Annotated in this window: 22 protein-coding genes, 3 tRNA genes and 1 pseudogene; 12 read left to right on the forward strand and 14 right to left on the reverse strand. The window is 69.7% G+C overall.

Annotated elements, in window-relative coordinates:
- Positions 1–9 precede the first annotated feature (9 nt).
- Positions 10–312 carry a nucleotidyltransferase family protein gene (locus tag TthTMY_RS07770; RefSeq protein WP_096410857.1) on the reverse strand — a complete coding sequence of 101 codons (303 nt, stop codon included), beginning with the start codon at positions 310–312 and terminating at the stop codon, positions 10–12.
- Entirely contained in the window at positions 302–1,696 is a 1,395-nt protein-coding gene (locus TthTMY_RS07775) for a sigma 54-interacting transcriptional regulator (RefSeq protein ID WP_096410858.1), read from the reverse strand. Before TthTMY_RS07775 ends, TthTMY_RS07770 begins: the two co-directional genes overlap by 11 nt.
- A 117-nt stretch (positions 1,697–1,813) precedes the next feature.
- On the opposite strand from TthTMY_RS07775, the gene TthTMY_RS07780 reads away from it, so the two are divergent.
- Positions 1,814–1,975, forward strand: a complete 162-nt coding sequence (locus TthTMY_RS07780) for a nucleotidyltransferase domain-containing protein (RefSeq protein WP_223903151.1) — start codon at positions 1,814–1,816, stop codon at positions 1,973–1,975.
- Here TthTMY_RS07780 and TthTMY_RS11875 read toward each other — a convergent pair.
- Positions 1,968–3,554 carry an IS200/IS605 family accessory protein TnpB-related protein gene (locus tag TthTMY_RS11875; RefSeq protein WP_096410859.1) on the reverse strand — a complete coding sequence of 529 codons (1,587 nt, stop codon included), beginning with the start codon at positions 3,552–3,554 and terminating at the stop codon, positions 1,968–1,970. The genes TthTMY_RS07780 and TthTMY_RS11875 overlap by 8 nt on opposite strands.
- A 132-nt stretch (positions 3,555–3,686) precedes the next feature.
- Here TthTMY_RS11875 and TthTMY_RS07790 point away from each other — a divergent pair, with 132 nt between their 5' ends.
- From TthTMY_RS07790 to TthTMY_RS07805, 4 genes are read left to right on the forward strand one after another with little or no spacing between them, the layout of a single operon-like run.
- The gene (locus TthTMY_RS07790; protein ID WP_223903152.1) at positions 3,687–3,911 is read left to right on the forward strand and encodes a hypothetical protein; all 225 of its coding nucleotides are present in this window, start codon (positions 3,687–3,689) and stop codon (positions 3,909–3,911) included.
- A 10-nt stretch (positions 3,912–3,921) separates the two neighbouring features.
- A complete protein-coding gene (gene hslV / locus TthTMY_RS07795; RefSeq protein ID WP_096410860.1) occupies positions 3,922–4,488 on the forward strand; it encodes an ATP-dependent protease subunit HslV in 567 nt (188 codons plus the stop codon).
- A complete protein-coding gene (gene hslU / locus TthTMY_RS07800) occupies positions 4,485–5,735 on the forward strand; it encodes an ATP-dependent protease ATPase subunit HslU (protein ID WP_096410861.1) in 1,251 nt (416 codons plus the stop codon). Before hslV ends, hslU begins: the two co-directional genes overlap by 4 nt.
- A gap of 21 nt (positions 5,736–5,756) precedes the next feature.
- On the forward strand, positions 5,757–6,824 hold the full coding sequence (locus TthTMY_RS07805) for a tetratricopeptide repeat protein (protein ID WP_096410862.1): 1,068 nt from the start codon (positions 5,757–5,759) through the stop codon (positions 6,822–6,824).
- Here the strand turns inward: TthTMY_RS07805 and tatA are convergent.
- Positions 6,821–6,982 carry a twin-arginine translocase TatA/TatE family subunit gene (tatA, locus tag TthTMY_RS07810; RefSeq protein ID WP_096410863.1) on the reverse strand — a complete coding sequence of 54 codons (162 nt, stop codon included), beginning with the start codon at positions 6,980–6,982 and terminating at the stop codon, positions 6,821–6,823. The genes TthTMY_RS07805 and tatA overlap by 4 nt on opposite strands.
- Positions 6,983–7,052: 70 nt before the next feature.
- Between tatA and TthTMY_RS07815 the strand changes: the two genes are divergently transcribed.
- From TthTMY_RS07815 to TthTMY_RS07825, 3 genes are all read left to right on the forward strand, one after another.
- Positions 7,053–7,129 (forward strand) — tRNA-Pro (locus TthTMY_RS07815).
- A gap of 1 nt (position 7,130) precedes the next feature.
- A tRNA-Gly gene (locus tag TthTMY_RS07820) sits at positions 7,131–7,207 on the forward strand.
- Between the two features lie 35 nt (positions 7,208–7,242).
- A tRNA-Arg gene (locus TthTMY_RS07825) sits at positions 7,243–7,318 on the forward strand.
- 76 nt (positions 7,319–7,394) lie between these two features.
- Here TthTMY_RS07825 and TthTMY_RS07830 read toward each other — a convergent pair.
- On the reverse strand, positions 7,395–8,585 hold the full coding sequence (locus TthTMY_RS07830; RefSeq protein ID WP_223903153.1) for a site-specific integrase: 1,191 nt from the start codon (positions 8,583–8,585) through the stop codon (positions 7,395–7,397).
- Between the two features lie 101 nt (positions 8,586–8,686).
- Here TthTMY_RS07830 and TthTMY_RS07835 point away from each other — a divergent pair, with 101 nt between their 5' ends.
- Both TthTMY_RS07835 and TthTMY_RS07840 read left to right on the forward strand, forming a co-directional pair.
- Complete coding sequence (locus tag TthTMY_RS07835; RefSeq protein WP_096410490.1) at positions 8,687–9,784, forward strand: IS4 family transposase; 1,098 nt, start codon at positions 8,687–8,689, stop codon at positions 9,782–9,784.
- 154 nt (positions 9,785–9,938) lie between these two features.
- Positions 9,939–10,931: a hypothetical protein gene (locus TthTMY_RS07840; protein WP_157745777.1), complete on the forward strand. Its 993-nt coding sequence runs from the start codon at positions 9,939–9,941 to the stop codon at positions 10,929–10,931.
- On the opposite strand, the gene TthTMY_RS07845 is transcribed toward TthTMY_RS07840, so the two are convergent.
- The 9 genes and pseudogenes from TthTMY_RS07845 to TthTMY_RS07885 form a co-directional block, all read right to left on the reverse strand.
- Complete coding sequence (locus tag TthTMY_RS07845) at positions 10,896–11,600, reverse strand: DNA-methyltransferase (protein ID WP_096410865.1); 705 nt, start codon at positions 11,598–11,600, stop codon at positions 10,896–10,898. The genes TthTMY_RS07840 and TthTMY_RS07845 overlap by 36 nt on opposite strands.
- Entirely contained in the window at positions 11,587–11,997 is a 411-nt protein-coding gene (locus TthTMY_RS07850) for a DNA repair protein RecN (protein WP_096410866.1), read from the reverse strand. The genes TthTMY_RS07845 and TthTMY_RS07850 overlap by 14 nt, the downstream gene beginning before the upstream one ends.
- Entirely contained in the window at positions 11,997–12,248 is a 252-nt protein-coding gene (locus tag TthTMY_RS07855) for a hypothetical protein (RefSeq protein WP_096410867.1), read from the reverse strand. Before TthTMY_RS07855 ends, TthTMY_RS07850 begins: the two co-directional genes overlap by 1 nt.
- Positions 12,245–12,556, reverse strand: a complete 312-nt coding sequence (locus tag TthTMY_RS07860) for a hypothetical protein (protein ID WP_157745779.1) — start codon at positions 12,554–12,556, stop codon at positions 12,245–12,247. Before TthTMY_RS07860 ends, TthTMY_RS07855 begins: the two co-directional genes overlap by 4 nt.
- A 27-nt stretch (positions 12,557–12,583) precedes the next feature.
- Positions 12,584–12,880 (reverse strand): hypothetical protein, encoded by a 297-nt coding sequence (locus TthTMY_RS07865; RefSeq protein WP_096410869.1) that lies wholly within the window; start codon positions 12,878–12,880, stop codon positions 12,584–12,586.
- Complete coding sequence (locus tag TthTMY_RS07870) at positions 12,873–13,208, reverse strand: hypothetical protein (protein WP_096410870.1); 336 nt, start codon at positions 13,206–13,208, stop codon at positions 12,873–12,875. Before TthTMY_RS07870 ends, TthTMY_RS07865 begins: the two co-directional genes overlap by 8 nt.
- Positions 13,205–14,383, reverse strand: coding sequence for an AAA family ATPase (locus TthTMY_RS07875; protein WP_096410871.1), 1,179 nt, complete (start codon positions 14,381–14,383; stop codon positions 13,205–13,207). Before TthTMY_RS07875 ends, TthTMY_RS07870 begins: the two co-directional genes overlap by 4 nt.
- Entirely contained in the window at positions 14,384–15,301 is a 918-nt protein-coding gene (locus tag TthTMY_RS07880; RefSeq protein ID WP_096410872.1) for a bifunctional DNA primase/polymerase, read from the reverse strand.
- A gap of 34 nt (positions 15,302–15,335) precedes the next feature.
- Positions 15,336–16,304, reverse strand: a pseudogene (locus TthTMY_RS07885) (IS630 family transposase).
- Between the two features lie 409 nt (positions 16,305–16,713).
- Between TthTMY_RS07885 and TthTMY_RS07890 the strand changes: the two are divergent.
- Positions 16,714–17,301, forward strand: coding sequence for a hypothetical protein (locus tag TthTMY_RS07890; RefSeq protein ID WP_223903154.1), 588 nt, complete (start codon positions 16,714–16,716; stop codon positions 17,299–17,301).
- A 58-nt stretch (positions 17,302–17,359) separates the two neighbouring features.
- Positions 17,360–17,794 (forward strand): hypothetical protein, encoded by a 435-nt coding sequence (locus TthTMY_RS07895; RefSeq protein ID WP_157745781.1) that lies wholly within the window; start codon positions 17,360–17,362, stop codon positions 17,792–17,794.
- Positions 17,795–17,797 lie beyond the last annotated feature (3 nt).

A 17,797-nucleotide genomic window follows, 5' to 3' on the forward strand; every position in this document is an offset into this window, starting at 1 on the left:
TCCTAAGCTCTAGAACTCGGCCCATAGGACCCCTTCGCTAAGCACCCGCTCCCGGAAGGCGGGGTCGGCCTCGGCGAGGTCCACGAGGTCCACCCGCCGCACCACGGGGGCCTCCTCCAGGGCCTCCCGGAGGAGGGGCAGGAGGGGAGCGAGGGGGGTGGGAGAGAGGAGGGCGAGGTCCAGGTCGGAGGCCCGCCGCCCCTCCCATCGGGCGAAGGAGCCGAAGAGGAATAGCCTCGTCCCCGTGCCCTGGAGGTAGGGCCTCAGGGCCTTTAGGACCGCCTCCTTGTCCCGGTCTAGGCTAGTTGCCATAGCTCCTCGGGCGCTCCGCCGCCTGGTAGCTCGCCTCGCCCCGGGAGAGCTTCCGCCGCCCCACGAGGCCCTCCAGGATGAACTCCCCGGCGGAAAGCAAAACCTCAGGGGCTTCCCCCTCGGCCAGGGCCCTCGCCGCCTCCAGAAGCCCCGGGACCCCGGCCATGGCCCTAAGGGCCTCCTCCACGTCCCCTTCGGGCAGGGTGAGGAGGTTCCCCTCCTCAAAGTGGGCCACGATGGGCTCGGTCCTCAGGCGGTAGCGGGGGAGGACCAGGCCGAAGGCCCTTTGCACGATCTCCCGCGCCACCCTCTCCGCCCCCTGGAGCTCCCCCTCGTACTCCAGTTCCAGCTTTCCGGTGATGGCGGGAAGCCCCTGGTAGAGGTCCAGAGGCCTCGCCACGGGCCTTCCTCCGTAAAGGAGGGCCCTTCTTTCGGCGCTTGCCGCCACCACCTCCAAAAGGCTGATGGCGAGGCGCTGGGAGACCCCCGCCGTCTGGTCCACGCGGCGGTCCTCCCGGGCGGCGAAGGCCACGGCCTCCACGGAAAGCCTCACCCACTCCGGGACCAGGACCCCCTCCGGCACGTAGGCCTCCTGGGCGCTGATCCGGGCGCCCTCCTCCAGGGAGCGGGGGTAGTGGGTGCGGATCTCGCTCCCGATGCGGTCCTTGAGGGGGGTCACGATCCTGCCCCGGGCGGTGTAGTCCTGGGGGTTGGCGGTGAAGACGAGCCAGACGTCCAGGGGAAGCCGGAGGGGGTAGCCCCGGATCTGGACGTCGCCCTCCTCGAGGATGTTGAAGAGGGCCACCTGCACCTTGGGGGCGAGGTCGGCGAGCTCGTTCACGGCGAAGATCCCCCGGTTGGCCCGGGGCAGGAGGCCGTAGTGGATGCTCTCCAAGTCCGCCATCCCCGTGCCCCGCCTGGCCGCCTTGATGGGGTCCATGTCCCCGAGGAGGTCGGCCACGGTGGTGTCGGGGGTGGCGAGCTTCTCCACGTACCGGTCCTCCCGGGAAAGCCAGACGATGGGGGCGTCGTCCCCGGCCTCCTCCAGAAGGCGCTTCCCCTCGGGGGAGATGGGAAAGAGGGGGTTGTCGCGAAGCTCCGTGGCGAGGGCGGGGACCTCCTCATCCAGGAGGCCTGTGAGGCTTCGCAGGATCCGGCTTTTCGCCTGGCCCCGGGTGCCGAGGAGGATGAAGTTCTGCTTGGCGAGGATGGCCTGGACCAGGGCGGGGATCACCGTATCCTCGTAGCCGTGGATGCCGGGGAAGAGCTTCTCCCCGCGCCTGAGCTTCTCCCGGAGGTTCTCCCGGGCCTCGTCCTTCACGGTGCGGCGGAGCTTCTCCAGGGGGTAGGTGCGCCTGAGTTCGCCTAGGGTCTTGGCCTTCACCCTTCCCAGTCTAGGGGAAGGGGTGGGCGGGGTGTGTGCCCTGGGTTCCCCTAGGGCGTGGGATAATAAGGGGGTGAACCGGGCCCGGGACTGGCTGGCCTTCGTGGAGGAAAAGCTTTGACCCGCGTCTTCCGCTTTGACCCCAAGGCCCGCCTTAAGGAGGTGGCCGAGGCGGCAAGGGCCTTAGGGGAGCGCCCCGAGGTCCTCGCCGTGGTCCTCTTCGGCTCCCAGGCCCGGGGGGAGGCCACCGCCTTCAGCGACGCCGACCTGGTCAAGTAGAGCGCACATTAGCGCACTCCGGCCCCCCACCAGGATGAGGACCTAAGCAACCCCTCCACCCCTCCCACGATCCCCCGAAGAGGATGGGCTTGAGGCGAGAGAGGTCCCTCGGCACCTCGCGCCCGAGGAGGGGAAGGAAGGTGCTTGCCCTCAGGACCCGCCAGGGATTGGCGCCAAGGAAGTTCCTTCCCTCGGTTGACCCCTCTTGGCTCCCCGGTGAGCCCTGAAGGCTTGAAAGCAAGGAGAGGTGGCGCTTCGCCCTCCCGATCTCCCGGGAAAGCCTGCGCCTGAGGTAGGGGTTTCGTTCCTGCGCTTTCTTGGCTCGCAGTTCCCGGACTCTGGAGGCGTAGAAGCCCTGGACGTGACCCCTGAAGCGTTCGTCCCGGAGAAGCTTCCCGTAGCCTTTGGGGAGCTTCTCCTTGAACCCTAAGGCTCTCCTTCCGATCACGTACGCGGCGGCCGCGTCCTTGGACAGGGAAAGCTGCGGGGCGTACTTCAGCATCCCGATGGTGGAGGTGTCCTGGGGGTTCACCTCCACCACCTGGATCCCTCTCTTCCGGGCCAAGGAGTGGACCTTCCGGAGAAGGGAAGCGTAGGCGAAGCGGTGGGCCTTCCTCCTGAAAGTCCTCCCCGAGCCGTCCCCTCTCCTCCCCTTGAGAAGGTGCTTCAGGCGCTCGGTGGCGATGGCTACCCCGTGTTCCAGAGCCAGAGAAACTACCTGGTGCGCCACCTTCCAGAGGATAAGCTCCTTGGCCCCCCTGTCCTTCGCGCGGTCCACCTCCTCCAGGGAGAGGGTAAGGTGGCGCCTCAGGTTCCCGTCAGGGGAGACGAGGGCCAAGGCGAGGTGGTAGGGGTCGGCGTTGATGTCTATGCCCAGGACCCCGTTCTCCTTCGTGGCCACGAGGGGAGCGGGCTCCTCCTCCCAGGTGAAGGTGGCGTAGACCTTTCCTTCCCGCAAGGAGAGGGCCACGTTGTAGGGGAGGGAGGCGTACGCCCTCTGGAGGAGGGCGTTGAGGTTCGGGTGAGAGGTCTTCACCAGGGCGTGGGCGTAGCTTCCGTCTCCGAGGTTGATCCGGAGCCATAAGGCTCCGTCCTTGACGAAGAGCCTCAGGTTGAGGTTGCCCCCCTTGGTTTTGTCCCCACGGGAGTAGAGGAGGCCCTGGCGCCGCTCCCTCCACTCCCGCTTGAGCCTCTTCAGGGGCTTACCGGAGAGGTGCCCCCGCTTCAGGGTCTCAAAGAGCTTCCTCCCCCCAAAGACGACCCTCCGGGGGTCTTCTCCTCTCTCCCGGGCGGAGTCCAGGAGGGCTTGGGCCTTCAAGATGGCGTCGTCGGCGTAGCGGGTGTTGAGGCGGAAGAGGACACAGAGGGGGCCATCTTCCCGCTTGAGGGCTTCCCGGCTCCATCCCTCAAGCAAGCGGTTGTAGGCGTAGCGCACGGCGGCGGAGAAGCGGCGCATGAGGTCCAGGGTGGCCTTGTGGTCTTCTCCGGAAGGGAAGACGAGGAGGGCTTGGACTCCGGTGAAGGCTTTCGCCCTCTTCTGCGAGGTACGCTTGCGCATGACTTTGGGCTTGGCCTTCACCTGGGGCCTCCTGTGGAGCAGTATACCGGTTCGGGACTTTTCGTATGTCGCGGGGGCTCGCTGGGATGAGGTGGCGGGTAGTGAGAGCACGTGAGCGCTGGGGTAAAGTGGTGTGCGCTATTTCCCAACTGTTTGCACCTCCTCGTCCCCCTCCGGGACACCCCTCTTTCCTTCCCCGAAAGGCTCGTGCGCTACCGCCCGGAAGGGGTGCGCCGGGTGGAGGTCTTCCCTTACACCCTGAGCGAGGCCGTGGCGGGCCTCAAGGGGGGTTTCGGCATGGTCCCGGCCGCCCTCAGGGAAGGAAAGCTCCTCTTTGAACGGGAGGGGGCCTGGGAGGCCCTCCGCCGCCTAGCCTAACGCCCTTCTCATGCCTCGAGGGTATCTTGGCGGCGTGGAGATTCACGGCACCACCATCCTCGCCGTCCGCAAGGACGGGGTCACCGCCCTCGCGGGGGACGGCCAGGTCACCTTCGGCCAGACCGTGCTCAAGCGGGGGGCGGTGAAGGTGCGGAAGCTGGAGGTGGGGGAGGGCGTCCTCGTGGGCTTCGCCGGGGGCGTGGCCGACGCCCTGGCCCTTCTGGAGCGCTTTGAGGAACGGCTCAAGGAGGCCAAGGGGAACCTCCTGAAAGGAGCGGTGGAGACCGCCAAGCTCTGGCGCACCGACCGGGTCCTCCGCCACCTCCAGGCCATGATCGTGGCCGCCGACCGGGAGAGCATGGTCCTCCTCTCGGGAAGCGGGGAGGTGATCGCCCCGGAGGAGCCCCTTTTGGCGGTGGGAAGTGGTGGCCCCTACGCTCTCGCCGCCGCCAAGGCCCTTTACCGGCACACGGGGCTTTCCGCCAAGGAGATCGCCACGGAGGCCCTAAGGATCGCCGCCGAGGTGGACCTCTACACCTCGGGCCAGGTGACCGTCCTCACCCTGGGGGAGGCATGAACCTGACGCCCGCCGAGATCGTCCGGGAGCTCTCCAAGCACATCGTGGGCCAGGAGGCGGCCAAGCGCGCCGTGGCCGTGGCCTTAAGGAACCGCTACCGCCGCAAGAAGCTCCCCCCGGAGATCGCCCGGGAGGTCACCCCCAAGAACATCCTCATGATCGGGCCCACGGGGGTGGGGAAGACGGAGATCGCCCGCCGCCTCGCCCGCCTGGCCGGGGCCCCCTTCGTGAAGGTGGAGGCCACCAAGTTCACCGAGGTGGGGTACGTGGGCCGGGACGTGGACTCCATCGTCCGCGACCTGGCGGAGGCGAGCTATGGGCTCGTGCTGGAGGAGATGAAGAAGAAGGTGGAGGAAAAGGCCCTGGCCCTCGCCGAGGAGGAGCTCGCCACCCTGCTTCGCACCTCGGTGGCCGAGGTGCGCTCGGGCCGCCTGGACGGCCACTTCGTGGAGGTCCAGGTGGAGGAGGAGGTGGCCCTCCCCTTCGTGGGGGTCCTGGGAGGGGAGGCCTTCGGGGGGATGGGGGAGATGCTCAAAGGCCTCCTTCCCAAGCGGCCCGTGCGCAAGCGGATGACGGTGAAGGAGGCCCGGGAGGTGCTCAAGAACCAGCACGCCGAGCGCCTTATAGACAAGGAGGAGCTCAAGGAAGAGGCGAGGCGCCGCGCCCAGGAGGAGGGGATCGTCTTCATTGACGAGATTGACAAGATCGCCCGCCGGGAGGGCGCCGTGGGGCCGGACGTCTCCGGGGAAGGGGTGCAGCGGGACCTCCTCCCCATCGTGGAGGGGACGGTGGTCTCCACGAGGATTGGCCCCATCTCCACGGAGCACGTCCTCTTCATCGCCGCCGGGGCCTTCCACGTGGCCAAGCCCTCCGACCTGATCCCCGAGCTCCAGGGGCGGTTTCCCATCAGGGTGGAGCTTTCCCCCTTGGGCCCCGAGGAGTTCTACCGCATCCTCAAGGAGCCGGAGAACTCCCTCATCCGCCAGTACACGGAGCTCCTTAAGGCGGACGGCACGGAGCTCGTCTTTGAGGACGAGGCCCTTTGGGCCATCGCCAAGGCGGCCCACCGGGCGAACCAAGAGCTGGAGGACATCGGCGCAAGGCGGCTCGCCACGGTTTTGGAGAAGGTCCTGGAAGAGGTGAGCTTCCAAACGGACCTCGGCCGGGTGGAGATCACCCGGGCCTACGTGGAGAAGCGGCTGGAGGCGGTCTTCGCCTCCCCGGACCTCACCCGCTTCGTGCTGTGAAGGCTATGTAAGGAGGTAAGGATGCGCTGGCTGTTGGTGGTCGCAGGACTGCTCGCCGCCGGGGGGCTCGCCCAGACGCCGCCTCCCCCCGCGGCCCAGACGGCGGAACAGAACCCCTTAAGGCTCGGGGTCCAGCTCTACGCCTTGGGCCGGTACGACGCGGCCCTCACCCTCTTTGAGCGGGCCCTAAAAGCGAACCCCCAGGACCCCGAGGCCCTCTACTGGCTCGCCCGGACCCAGCTCAAACTGGGGCTCGTGAACCCTGCCCTGGAAAACGGCAAGACCCTCGTGGCCCGCAACCCCCGCTACCAGAGGGGCTACATGGTCCTCTCCGAGGCCTACATGGCCCTCTACCGGCAGGCGGAGGACCGGGAGCGGAGCAAGGGCTACCTGGAGCAGGCCCTTTCCGTCCTCAAGGACGCCGAGCGGATCAACCCCCGCTACGCTCCCCTCCACCTGCAGCGGGGCCTGGTCTACGCCCTTATGGGCGAGCGGGACAAGGCGGAGGCCTCCCTCAAGCAGGCCCTGGCCCTCGAGGACACCCCCGAGATCCGCTCCGCCCTGGCGGAGCTCTACCTCTCCATGGGCCGCCTGGACGAGGCCCTGGCCCAGTACGCCAAGGCCCTGGAGCAAGCCCCTAAGGACCTAGACCTGCGGGTGCGGTACGCCTCCGCCCTCCTCCTCAAGGGGAAGGCGGAGGAGGCGGCCCGGGTATTGGAGGAGGGGCACCGGATCAAGCCCTTGAACGCCGAGGGCTGGTACACCCTGGGCCAGGCCTACCTCGCCCTGGGACGGACCGAGGAGGCGGGGGTGGCCCTGGAAAACGCCGTGGCCCTCGCCCCCTTGCGCTTCCCCGCCGCCTACTACTACCTGGGGCAGGTCTATCTGGCCCTCGGGGACTACCCGAAGGCGAAAAGCCGCCTCACGGTGGCGGTGCGCCTCGAGCCCAAGAGGGCGGAGTACCGCTATGGCCTCTGCCTGGCGAACGAGAAGCTCGGGGACAAGGAGGGGGCCCGCTACCAGTGCCGGGAGGCCCTGAAGCTTAAGCCGGACTACAAGGAGGCCGAAGAGGTGCTGAAGCGCCTCTAAGCCTTGGGCTCCTCCTTCTTCTCCTCCTCCTGGATCCCTTTCTTAAACTCCCGGGCCGCCTGGCCGATGCCACGGGCGAGCTCGGGAAGCTTTTTGGCGCCGAAGAGGAGGAGGATGACGAGAAGGATGAGGATGATCTCCATGGGTCCGAGGTGCATGGCCCCATACTACCACGCCTTGACCCGCCAGGCGGCAAGGGCTATGCTGACGGGTGGGCGGCCGAAGCCCCGGGGCGTAGCGCAGGCCGGTAGCGCACCTGCTTTGGGAGCAGGGGGTCGCCCGTTCAAATCGGGCCGCCCCGACCACGCGGGAGTAGCTCAGCTTGGTAGAGCATCGGCCTTCCAAGCCGAGGGTCGCGGGTTCGAATCCCGTCTCCCGCTCCAGCCGGGCCGGGGCTAAAAGCCCCGGCTCCCTGTTTGGGCCCGTAGCTCAGTGGACAGAGCAGCCGCCTTCTAAGCGGTAGGTCGGGGGTTCGAATCCCTCCGGGCCCGCCACCTTCTGAAGGCAATACTTTCCTTTAGGAAAGCGAGGGGCCTCGAGGGGGGTGTTAGCGAATGGTTAGCTTATCCTTCAGGCCTCCCCTCGAGGCCCCACCATGTCTTCCGGGTCAAGGACCCACCCCTGCCGCTCCTCCTTGAGGAGGTGGCGGTAAATCCCCAGGGTGATGTTGGGGTTGGCGTGGCCCATGCGCTCCGCCACCAGCTCCAGGGGGGCGCCGTTGGCCAGGAGGAAGCTCCCGTAGGTGTGCCTCAGGTCGTGGACCCGCACCGGGGGGAGGCCGAGGCGGGCCGTGATGCGGCGGAGGGTGTGGTTCAGGGCGTTGAGGTCCAGGGGCCTGTCCCCCGCGTTGCCGGGGAAGACCCAGGCCTCCGGGGAGAGGGGCCCCCCGAGGCGGGCTTCCCACCAGGCCCGGTACTCCCGGAGGCGGGCCAGGGTGGCGTGGGGGATGGGGACGGCCCGCCGCCCCGAGGCCGTCTTGGGCTGGGAGAGGATGGCCTGCTTCCCATCGGAGACCCAGGTGCGGCGCACGTGGAGGAGGCCGGCCTCGAGGTCCACGTCCCCCCACCGCAGGGCCAGGACCTCCCCCTTGCGCAGGCCGCAGGCCAGGCAGAGGCGCAGGGCCAGGGCGGTGCGGGGGTCGGGGTGGGCGTCTAGGGCCTCGAGGAGGCGCGCGGCCTCCTCCCGCTCCAGGGTCCTCCCCGCCTTTTCCCGCGCCTCCCCCCGGGGCACCCGCACCTTCACCGGGGCCACGGGGTTGCGGGCCACCAGCTCGAGGCTCAAGGCCTCCTCAAAGAGGGCGTGAAGCTTCTCCCGCACCTTCCGCACGGTGCGGGGGGAAAGCCCCCGCTCCAGGAGGGCGTCCACCACGCCCCGGACGTGGGCGGGCTGGACGGCCCCGAGCCGGAGGAGGCCGAGGGGGTCTTTGGCGGAGGGGTCCTTGAGGGAGGGAAGGGCGTAGGCCAGCTCCTGGCGGTAGAGGGCCAAGGTCCTGGGGCGCACCTCCCGGGCCTTCGCCTGAAGCCACCGCTCCGCCCAGTCCCGCAGGGTGATGCTCTCCGGGGGGGCGAGGAGGCCCCGGAAGTGCTTCAGGGCCATCTCCGCCCGCCACGCCTCCGCCTCCTTCTTGGTGGGGAAGGACCGGGTGAGCTTGCGGGGCCTCCCCGTGGCCGGGTCGTGGCCCACGGTGATCTGGGCCACCCAGCGCTTCCGCCCCTTGTGGAAGAAGACCGTGCCGGTGCCCTTGGTGGAACGCCTGGCCATCCTCCCCTCCTCCCGCGCCTTCCCATTATGCTCCCCCTGAGCTCTCATCACTTTGAGGGCTGGGGCTTGACAAGGGAAGAGAAGAGGGGGGTAAGTAAGGTGTGCCGCCCACCACCCCCCTTTCCCAAGTTATCACCCTCTGGGTCCATAAGGTCTTCGCCTCCCTCAGGAAAACCATCCGCTCCAACCTCGCCCTCTTCCTGTCCACCCTCCTCACTACCCCCCTGGACCCCACCCTCTCCGACCTCGCCCGCAGAACCCCCCTCCCCACCCTGGCCCAAAGCCGCCTCAATCGCCTCTGGCGCTTCCTCCATCACCCCACCCTGCAAGACCCCTGGGCCCTCACCGAAGCCCTCCTCCCCCTCCTCGTCCCTCGTTTCCCCAAAGACCGCCCCCTCCCCCTCATCGTGGACTGGACCTTCACAGAGGACGGTAGGCACCAAGCCCTGGTGGCCGCCCTTCCCCTCAAGGGAAGGGCCCTGGTGGTGGCCTTCGCTCTTCACCCCCTCTCCCCTTTCCCCAGTCAAAACCGGGTGGAGGAGGAGTTCCTCCACCGCCTGGGCCGCGCCGTCCAGGACCTGGGATATACCCCCCTCTTCCTCCTGGACCGCGGCTTTGACCGGGTCTCCCTGATGCGAAAGCTCCAGGGGTGGGGCATGGGCTTCCTCATCCGCCTGCGGCAGAACCGGGAGGTGGAACCCCAAGGGGGGAAGCGCCTTCCCCTGAAGGAGGGCTACCAGCGTGTGGTCCACCCCCTGCGGGAGGAGGTCCGCCTTTTCGGACACGGTGGGGAGGGGGTAGAAGTCACCCTCCTGGTGTACCCAGGGGGTCGGGATCCCTGGTATCTGGCCTATTCGGGCCCTTTTGGGGGGGAGCCGCCCTATGGGTGGCGGATGTGGATTGAAGAGGGGTTTAGGGACCTGAAGGGGCAGGGGTTTGGGCTGGACCGCCATCGGCTGCGGACGGGGGCGAGCCTCAGGGGGTGGTTATGGCTTCTGGCCTTGGGGATGGCGCTCTTGGTCCTTCTGGGGGCGCGCTTGCAGGGCAGGGAATGGCTTCCCCGGCTTCTGGCCCATCCCGAGCGGCAAAGCCTCTTCCGTCTGGGCCGGATCGCCCTGGCCCAGGGGCCCCCGCCTTGGAGGGAAGCAGTGGTGGAGGAGCTGGTCAGGTTGCTTCAGGAACTGGGGGGAGGAAAGTGATGAGAGCTCAGATGCTCCCCCTCTTGCCCCCAGGGCGGGGGCCTGCTACCCTGGCCTCATGGCCCACAAGCGAATACCCCTCGAGGCCTGAGGCGCTTCCTTGGGGGGGACGCGGCCCTGGGAGGGCCCGGGGCGCGGTCGTGGGAGGTGCGTGGTGGGCATCCCTTGGTACTTTCACCGCTCCCGTCTTTGGGAACAGGACTGCTCCACTACCCTGAAGTGGCTGTGGGGCCTGTGGAGCTACTACAGGGGGCTTTACGAGAGGCCCCTCGAGGAGGGCGAGACCCGGGAGGACCGGGAGGAGGAGCTTCTGGAGTTCTGGTGCGACGGGTGGCTTGACCTCTTCAACCTCCTGGAGGCGGCTTGGCGCAAAGGGTGCGGGTGGGAGGAGGCGCGCCGCTTCCTCGAGGAGGCCCTGACCTACCCGCCCTTCCTCCGGGACGTGGAGTATTGGCCTGGCTGGATGGAGGCCTTCTTCCTCCACGCGGAGGCCCACGGGAAGGAGGTGGCCCCCGAGGCCCGGGCCAACCTGCTGGTGCACATGGGCAAGCGCGCCCCCCGGGTCCTGGTCCTGCGCTCCCCGAAGGGGCTAAAGCCTCCTCCGCCCACCCCTCCTCTTCGGCGCCTCGAGGCCTTCTGGAGGAGGTTGGCCAAGGCCCCCGTCCCGGAGGTGGAGGTGGACTTCTACGGGGGCCTGGCCACCCTCCTGGGCCTCTACCTCTACCCGGAGGAGGCGGAGGCCGCCCTGGCCCTGGGGCGGGAGGTGGCCGGGAGGCGGTGGCCCTGGCCCCTGCCCCCGAGCTTCCGCGTCTGGCTTCAGGGGGAAGGCCGCCTCCTCTACCCCTACCACCCCCTCCTGGTGGCCCGGAGGCGGGCGGCCTTCGCCTGGGAGTACCTGGCCCACGTGAGGCCGTCCCCGGGGCTTTGGGAACGCCCCTTTCAGGACCTCCTTCCGCCCCTGGAGGTGGCGGCCAGGACCCACCCCGGGGAGGCGGGGGAGGTGGCCCGCGCCCTTCTCGCCCGGGGGGAGGAGGTGAGGGCGGCCCTCGTGAGGGGGGGGAGGGAGGAGGACGCGGCCCTTCTGGAGCGCCTTCTGGAGCCCTTCGCCCCTCTAGCCCGCCCCTCCCTCCCGGGTGGGGGCGCCTAGGAGGGGGGCCTGAAGGAGGGTGCTTTGCAGGCGCTTCCGGGCCACCTCGTACCAGGAGGCTTCCCGCTCCACCCCGATAAACCCCCGCCCGAGCCTCAGGGCCGCCTCCCCCGTGCTCCCCGAGCCCATGAAGGGGTCCAAGACCACCTCCCCGGGCCTCGAGGCCAGCTCCACCAGCCAGGCCATCACGCTCACCGGCTTCTGGTGGGGGTGGCCCGTGGCCTCCCCGTCCCGCCCCGGGCGGGGGGCGGTGGCCAGGTGGAGGTCCTTCCCCTTCCCGGGCAGGGGGCGGAGGGCCAGGACGGGCTCAAAGGCGTAGACGGGCCCCGTGGGCCTGGGCCGGGGGTCCGGCTTCCCCCAGATGAGGAGCCTCCAGGGAAGCCCCCGCTCCCGGGCGAAGGCCAGGGCCTCCTCGAGGCGGCTTTGGGGGAGGAAGAAGACCACGGGGCCTTTGGCCACCCTCAGGGCCTCGGGAAGCCAGCCCAGGCTGAAGGCGTCCCAGGGCTCCACCACCTTGCGGGCGTAGGGGTTCGCCACCTGGCCCGGCTCCGGGCGCTTCCAGGCCCCGGTGCCATAAGGGGGGTCGGTGATGACCGCGTCCACGCTCCCCGTCTTGAGGCGGGCGAGGGCCTCGAGGGCGTCCTCCCGGTAGAGCTCAAGCCTCCCCATCCTCCTCCCCCTTCGGAAGGGCGGGCTGAGGGGCGTCCTCGAGGTGGGGAAGGCGGGCCACCTCGTAGACGGCCCTCGCCTTGGCGTACCCTCCGGGGTCCTCCGGGGGCGGGGGAGGCTCGTCCAGGCCGTACACGTCCCGCTTGATGAGCCAGATTACATGGGGGTCTATTTGGAGAGGCAGGGGCTTGCCTCGAGGCCCCCCCTTGGCGGCCTCCTCCGCCTCCATCTCCGCGTAGGCCGCCCGGTAGGCGGCGGCGATGGTGGCCAGGGCGTGGGTGGCCTTGAGGACGGTCTGGGGGTCGTCCGAGTCCAGGAGCCTCGAGGTCTTGCGGATGGCCGCCCAGAACCGCCGCACCAGGCTCTTACGGGAGCCGTACTTCTCCCGCTTCCGCACTACTCCTTCTCCTCCTGGGAAAGCTTTCCCCTCGCGCGCCTGGCGATGGCGATGAGGGTTTCCCGGTCCTCATCGTCTAGGGAGGCCAGGAAGTAGGCGATGCTCAGGTCCGCCAAGGCCGCTCCCGCCTTCACCTTCAGGCCGTAGTCCGGGGAGAGGTGGAGCACCACGCTGAGCTCCCGGAAGGCCTTGAAGAGCTCGTCCCGCAGGGCCAGCCGCTCTCTTTCGGGAACGCCGCGCTTTCGCCTCATGGCCGCTCCTCAGGAAGCTTCACCCGGGCCTCCTCCCGGGCCAGGGGGCCAGCCTCCACCTCGAGGCCCTGCCTCAAGGCGGCGGCGGCCAGGGCCAGGACCACGGGCCCGGCCCTGCGCCGGTCCTCCAGGAGGAAGGCCAGCCGGCCACCTCCCAGGGGCTTCACCCCGCGCACCCCCGCCTTGCGGAGGCCCTCGAGGGGCCACGCCGGGCCCTCCCCCTCCGCCAGCACCACCACCTCCGGCCCGTCCAGGGCCAGGGGATGGGCCTCAATCCACACCTTCCGCGCCTTCGGTGTTCCTTCCACGGCTTCCTCCGGGTCAACCTCCGGGGCTCAGGCCTCCGGCCTCGCCCCTTCTCCGAGCCCCAGGCGCACCTTCTCCAGGAGGAGAAGCCCGCCCGGAAGGCCCCAACGCCTCACCGCCTCCGCCACCACCGCCGCAAGCCCAGGGGGAAGCTCCCCCTTGGGGGCCTCGAGGGCCAGGAGGGCCAGGACCTCCCCCCAGCCCCGGGCCCAGGCTTCGAGGGCCGGGTCCTCCTTGGGCAGGAGGAGCAGGAGGCGGCCCCCCTCCACCCGCAAGACCCCTCCGCGCGCGGCGATGGCCTCTAAGAGCCTCCTCAGCTCAGGCATTCCTCACCTCCCGCCTCGCCCGGTCCCACACCCGGGCCAGGCGCTCCAACCGGGGCGGGTCCCCCGCCCAGACCCCCCAAAGCTCCACCTCCCGGGCCTCGGGGAAGGCCTCCTCGAGGACGGCCAACCGCTCCATAAGCCACTCCTCCCAGGAGGAGGCCCCGCCCCAGGCCCGGGCGTGGGCCTGAAGGTCCTCCTCGGGGGGCAGGAGGAGGCCCCAGTAGGCCACCACGTCCCCCACCACCACCCGGAGGCGGGGGGGCTTGAAGGCCCGGAGCTTGGCCACCAGGGCGGGGAGGTGGGGGCGGAGGGCCTGCCAGGCGTTCATATCTCCACCTCCGGGCCCTCGAGGCTTGGGGGGGCTTCGCCCCCAGGGTTTTCCGCAAGACCAGGCACTTCCGCAAGGGGGTTTGCGGAAAACTTTTGCCCTTCCTCATCGGCAAAATCCGTTTTCTGCAAAGCCGCACCATCACGTAAGGGGGTTTGCGGCAAACCCGCCGTCAGCTCCGAAGGAGCTACCTTGAGCCGGTAGGCCACCGCCCCCCCTTGCCCCCCAAGCGCCAGGCGCTCCACCGCCCCGGCCTTGACCAGGGCGCGAAGGGCCTCCTCCGTGGTCCGCTCCCCGGCGTTCGCCCGCTCCGCCACCAGGCGGATGACCTCTTTGCGGGGCTTGGGCCCTTCCTCCAGCACCTCGAGGACGGCCCGCTTCGCCAGCTCCAGCTTGGAGGGGCGGGCCTCCTCCTCGGGGAGGTCGGTCAGGGCGAACTCCAGGGTGTCCGGCCCCCAAACGCGCTCAATCCCCAGGGGGTCCATGAGGGGGGCCAAGTTGTTCTTGAGGGCGTCCAGCTTGAGCACGTCCCGCCCCCCGGTGAGCTTGGGGGGGACCCGGGTGAGGAGGAAGGCGCTCCGGGCTCCGGCCAGCTTGTAGAAGCTCCCCGCCACCCCCCGCTCCAGGGCGGTGAGCCCCTGGACGGGCTTGGGGGTGTGGTCCAGGAGGAGGACGGCGGGGCCCGCCCGGGCAATCTCCTTCAGGTAGGCCATGACCTCCGCCACGTGGTCGGAACGCCGGGGGTCCACGAAGGGGAAGGCCGCGCTCCAGGAGTCCAGGACCACCAGGGCCACCCCCTGGCGGGCCATCTCCAGGAGGGCCTTCAAGCCCTCCTCCCCCAGGCCCTTGGTGGGGTCTTGGGGCTCCAGGTAGCGGATGCGCCCTAGGGCCTCCCCGTTCACCCCGAGCCCGGCGGCCACCTTGGGGTACCAGGGGCCTTGCAGGCGGGGGTCCGTGTCGTAGTCCACGTGCAGGACCTCCCCTTGGACCACCTCCCGCTCCAGGAAGGGCACCCCGGCGGCCACGGCCACCTCGAGGGCCGCCACCAGGGTGGACTTGCCCACCCCTCCCGGCCCCCCGAGAAGGGCCAGGGTCCCTTGGGCCACCATTCCCTCCCACAGCCAGGAGACCTCCAACCTGGGGGGAAGCTGGTGGGCGGGGATGACCCGGAACACTCAGACCACCCCCCTCCTTTTCCGCAGGCCCCCTATACGATAGGGTGCGGCTTTGCGGAAAACGGATTTTCGCGATGGGGACGGCTCAGGTTTTCCGCAAACGGCCTTGCGGAAGACCCCCCCGTTTGCGGAAAACCCTGGGGGCTCGAGGGCCAGGGGGCGGGAGGTCCCCACCTCCAGCCCCCACCTCGCGGCGGCCCGGGCTTCGGGCTCGGGGAGTCCGGCCTCGAGGGCCGCCCCCACCAGGGCCTCCTCCGCCTCCCGGGGGTCCAGGCCGTGGGGGAGGAGCCCCCCGGCGGCCACGGCGTAGCGGATGAGGGTGTTGTGCCTCTGCCCCTCCGGGGTGCGGGCCACTTGGGCGGCGTAGGCCTCGAGGAGGGCCCTCAAACGCTTGGGGCTCGCCCCTTCCACCGGGGTCCAAACTTCCCTCGGGGGCGGCGGCGGGGGGAGGAGCTTCAGGAGGAGGTCCTGGGGCACCGGGGGAAGCTCCTCCGGCCTCACCAGGGGCACCTCCCAGGCGTAGGTCCTCCCGTCCTTGAGCCGGGTAGGGGCGGCCACCACGTAGGCCCGCCCCATGCCCCGGAGGTCCACCCCCTCGAGGGCCCGCACGCTGGCGGAAAGCCTCACCCCTTCGGGGAGGCGGAGGAAGACGTGGCGGCCTCCCTTGGGGGTCCTCTGCCGGGGGGCGCCCTCGAGGGCCGGGAAGGCTTGGCGTAGCGCCTCCCAGGCCTCAGGGGCATCAACGTCCAGCACCAGCACCTCGGGGCCGGGGAGGAGGCCCACCCCGCACTCGGGGCAGGCCCGCCACCAGGCCTCGAGGGTGGCCGCCTCCCGGGAGGCCTCCTTGAGCCCGTGGGGGGTGAGCCCCGGATGGGGGCGCTTCTCCCCGGGGAGGAGGGGCAGGACGGCGTACCCCAAGGCGGCGTAGCGCGAGGCCGCCCGTTGTGCTAAGCTAAGTGCCCTCCCCCAAGATTTTCAACTCCACACCTCCCAGGGCCTTTAGGGCCTGCACTACCGCGTCCTTCAGCTCTTCAAGGCTCCCGTAGTGCCGCCTCGGCATCAAAAACCCCTTCACCCGCCGCCAGATGTTCTCCATGGGGTTCAAATGGGGGCTGTACCGCGGCAGGTAGGCCACCTCCAGCCCCCGCCCTCGCCACACCCCCCTCCTCCCCTCCATCCCACGGGACCGGTGGAAAGGCGCGTTGTCCAGGAAAACCTTCAGGGGCTTGGTCAACCCCTCGGCCACCCGGTCCAGATACCCCCGCACCACCTCCCACCGCACCGGCCCCTCCAAAAGGGCAAAGAAAAGCCGCTCCCCCTCCCGGCCCCGCACCAGGTGCCCCACCACGTTCACCCGCCCCTCCTTGCCCCACGCCCGCGGCACCCCCTTCGCCTCCCCCCTCCGGCACCAGGCGTACGTGGGAGGCAGGGTCAGGGCAAACCCGCTCTCGTCCAAGTACCCCACCTCCATCACCCCCTCCTGAGCCCCCTTTTTGCCTCCTCTTCCTCCTTCACAAAGGCTTCCACCTCCTCCGCCTCCGGTCTACCCCTGGGCACGTACCGCGTCCGTCTCCACACATACCCCATGGCCCTGAGGTGCCGGGCCACCACCTTGGGGGCCAGGCGGACCCCGAAGCGCTCGGCTATGGCCTCCGCAAGCTGCGGGGCGGTCCAGACCCGATCTTCCGCCAGTTTCTCCTCCACGAAGGCGGCCATCTCCGGGGTGAACTTCCTGGGGGCTCCCGGGGGTTTGCGGTAGACGAGGCCTTGGAGGCCCTCCCTCAGGAAGCGCCTGAGGACGAGGTAGACGGTGGTGCGGTCCTTGTGGAAGTGCTGGGCGATCTTTGGGGCGGTCCAGCCCTGGGCGGCCAGGCGGACCATCCTCCTCAGGGGTCAGCTGGATCCGAAGGGGGGCTGCCATGTTGAGATGATAAAGGATTGGCACTTAGCCGGTCCCCGTGCGGGTGGTGGCGGAAGGGGGGCTTGCCGCCTACCTGGCCTCGAACCCCGCCCAGGGCAGGGCCTACCTCCGGGTGCGGGTGCCCACGGGGACGGGGCCCTGGACCTGGGGGAGCCCCGGGGGGAGGCGGAGGCCAGGCTTCCGGCCACGGGGGTGGGGGTCCTGGTGCGTTGAGGATAGACGCCCGTCGGGGCAAGGCCCACTTGAAAGGTCTTAGGGCGGGCACCCCCTTTCCCGGAGCCCTCAACCCTGGACCCCTATCTCCACGGGCACCCGCCCCGGACCGCCACCCCCCCTCTCCACCGTCTTCCCACACAAGAGGTCTACCCTTAGGGTCGCCAGGGGAGGTCCCTGGCAGAGGAGGTAAGAGATGAAAGGAAACGCGCGCTTTTTGAGCCTTCTGGCCCTTCTGTCCCTGTCGGCGCTGGCCCAGCCCGGTCCCCCGCCCCCGGGGAACCCTCCCCCGCCTCCTGCGGCCCCCCAAGCGGCCCCCTACCAGGACTACCGCCATATGGTAAGGGCCCAGCGGGAGGTCGCCCGGGCACAGTACCTGGCGGGCCTTGTCCGTCCTTCCCCCCTCAAGGGTGAGGCCGATGGCCTGCTCAGGTGGGCCCAGGGGCTCCAGACCCAGGACCCCTTCCGGGCCAAGGAGCTCGCCGCCGCCGCGGCCAATATCTACGAAGGCCTTCTCCTGGTGGAGGGGGCTCCCTATCCCCCGGTTCCACGGGGCCCCGAGGGGTGGTCCAGGGCCTACGAGGCCCCCTACCGGGCCCAAGAGGCCATCGCCCGAACCGAGATGGAGGCGGTCTACTACCGGGTCAATAACCCCCTGGTGCGCAGGCTCCTCGAGGAGGCCAAGCGCCTCCTCTCCCAAGGGAACGACCTGGCCAAGGCCGAGGCCGCCCACCGCCTGGCCCGCGCGGCCCATCACCTGATCAAGGCGGAGAGGGGCTTCTAAAAGGGCTCCGAGGGGTCCCTCCTGTGGGGCCCCTCGCCCTTACCGGAAGGGGATGGAGATGAACAGGACCCCCTTGAGCAAAGCCCTCATCCTGGCAGGGGGCCTTCTGGCCTTGGCCGCCTGCGCGCCCTACCAACCCGGCCCCTGGCCGAGGCCCCTGGGGCCAAAAGGGCTCGAGCACTTCCTGGAACTTCTCTTGAGCCTCTTGCTCCTCGGCCTTCTGGTCCTAGCGACCGTCTGGCTCCTCGGCCAGATCCGTCGGGGAGGTGGGAGGGCAGAGGTCTTTCCCCCTTTGCGCCCAAGGAGCCTCCTCGTCCCGCGGCTTACCGCCTTGCGGGAACAGGCCGCCTCCTTGCCCCGGGAAAAGGGGGAGCGGGTCATGGCCCTGGTGGTGGAGGCCTGGGAGGCCTGGGGCAGGGGGGAGGTGGAGCGGGCAGAGGCCCTGACGGCCCGGGCCGAGGCCCTGCTTGACCTCCTGCGGGACCAGGCCTAGAAT

It is taken from the genome of Thermus thermophilus (assembly GCF_019974155.1).
Classification (GTDB): Bacteria; Deinococcota; Deinococci; order Deinococcales; family Thermaceae; genus Thermus; species Thermus thermophilus_C.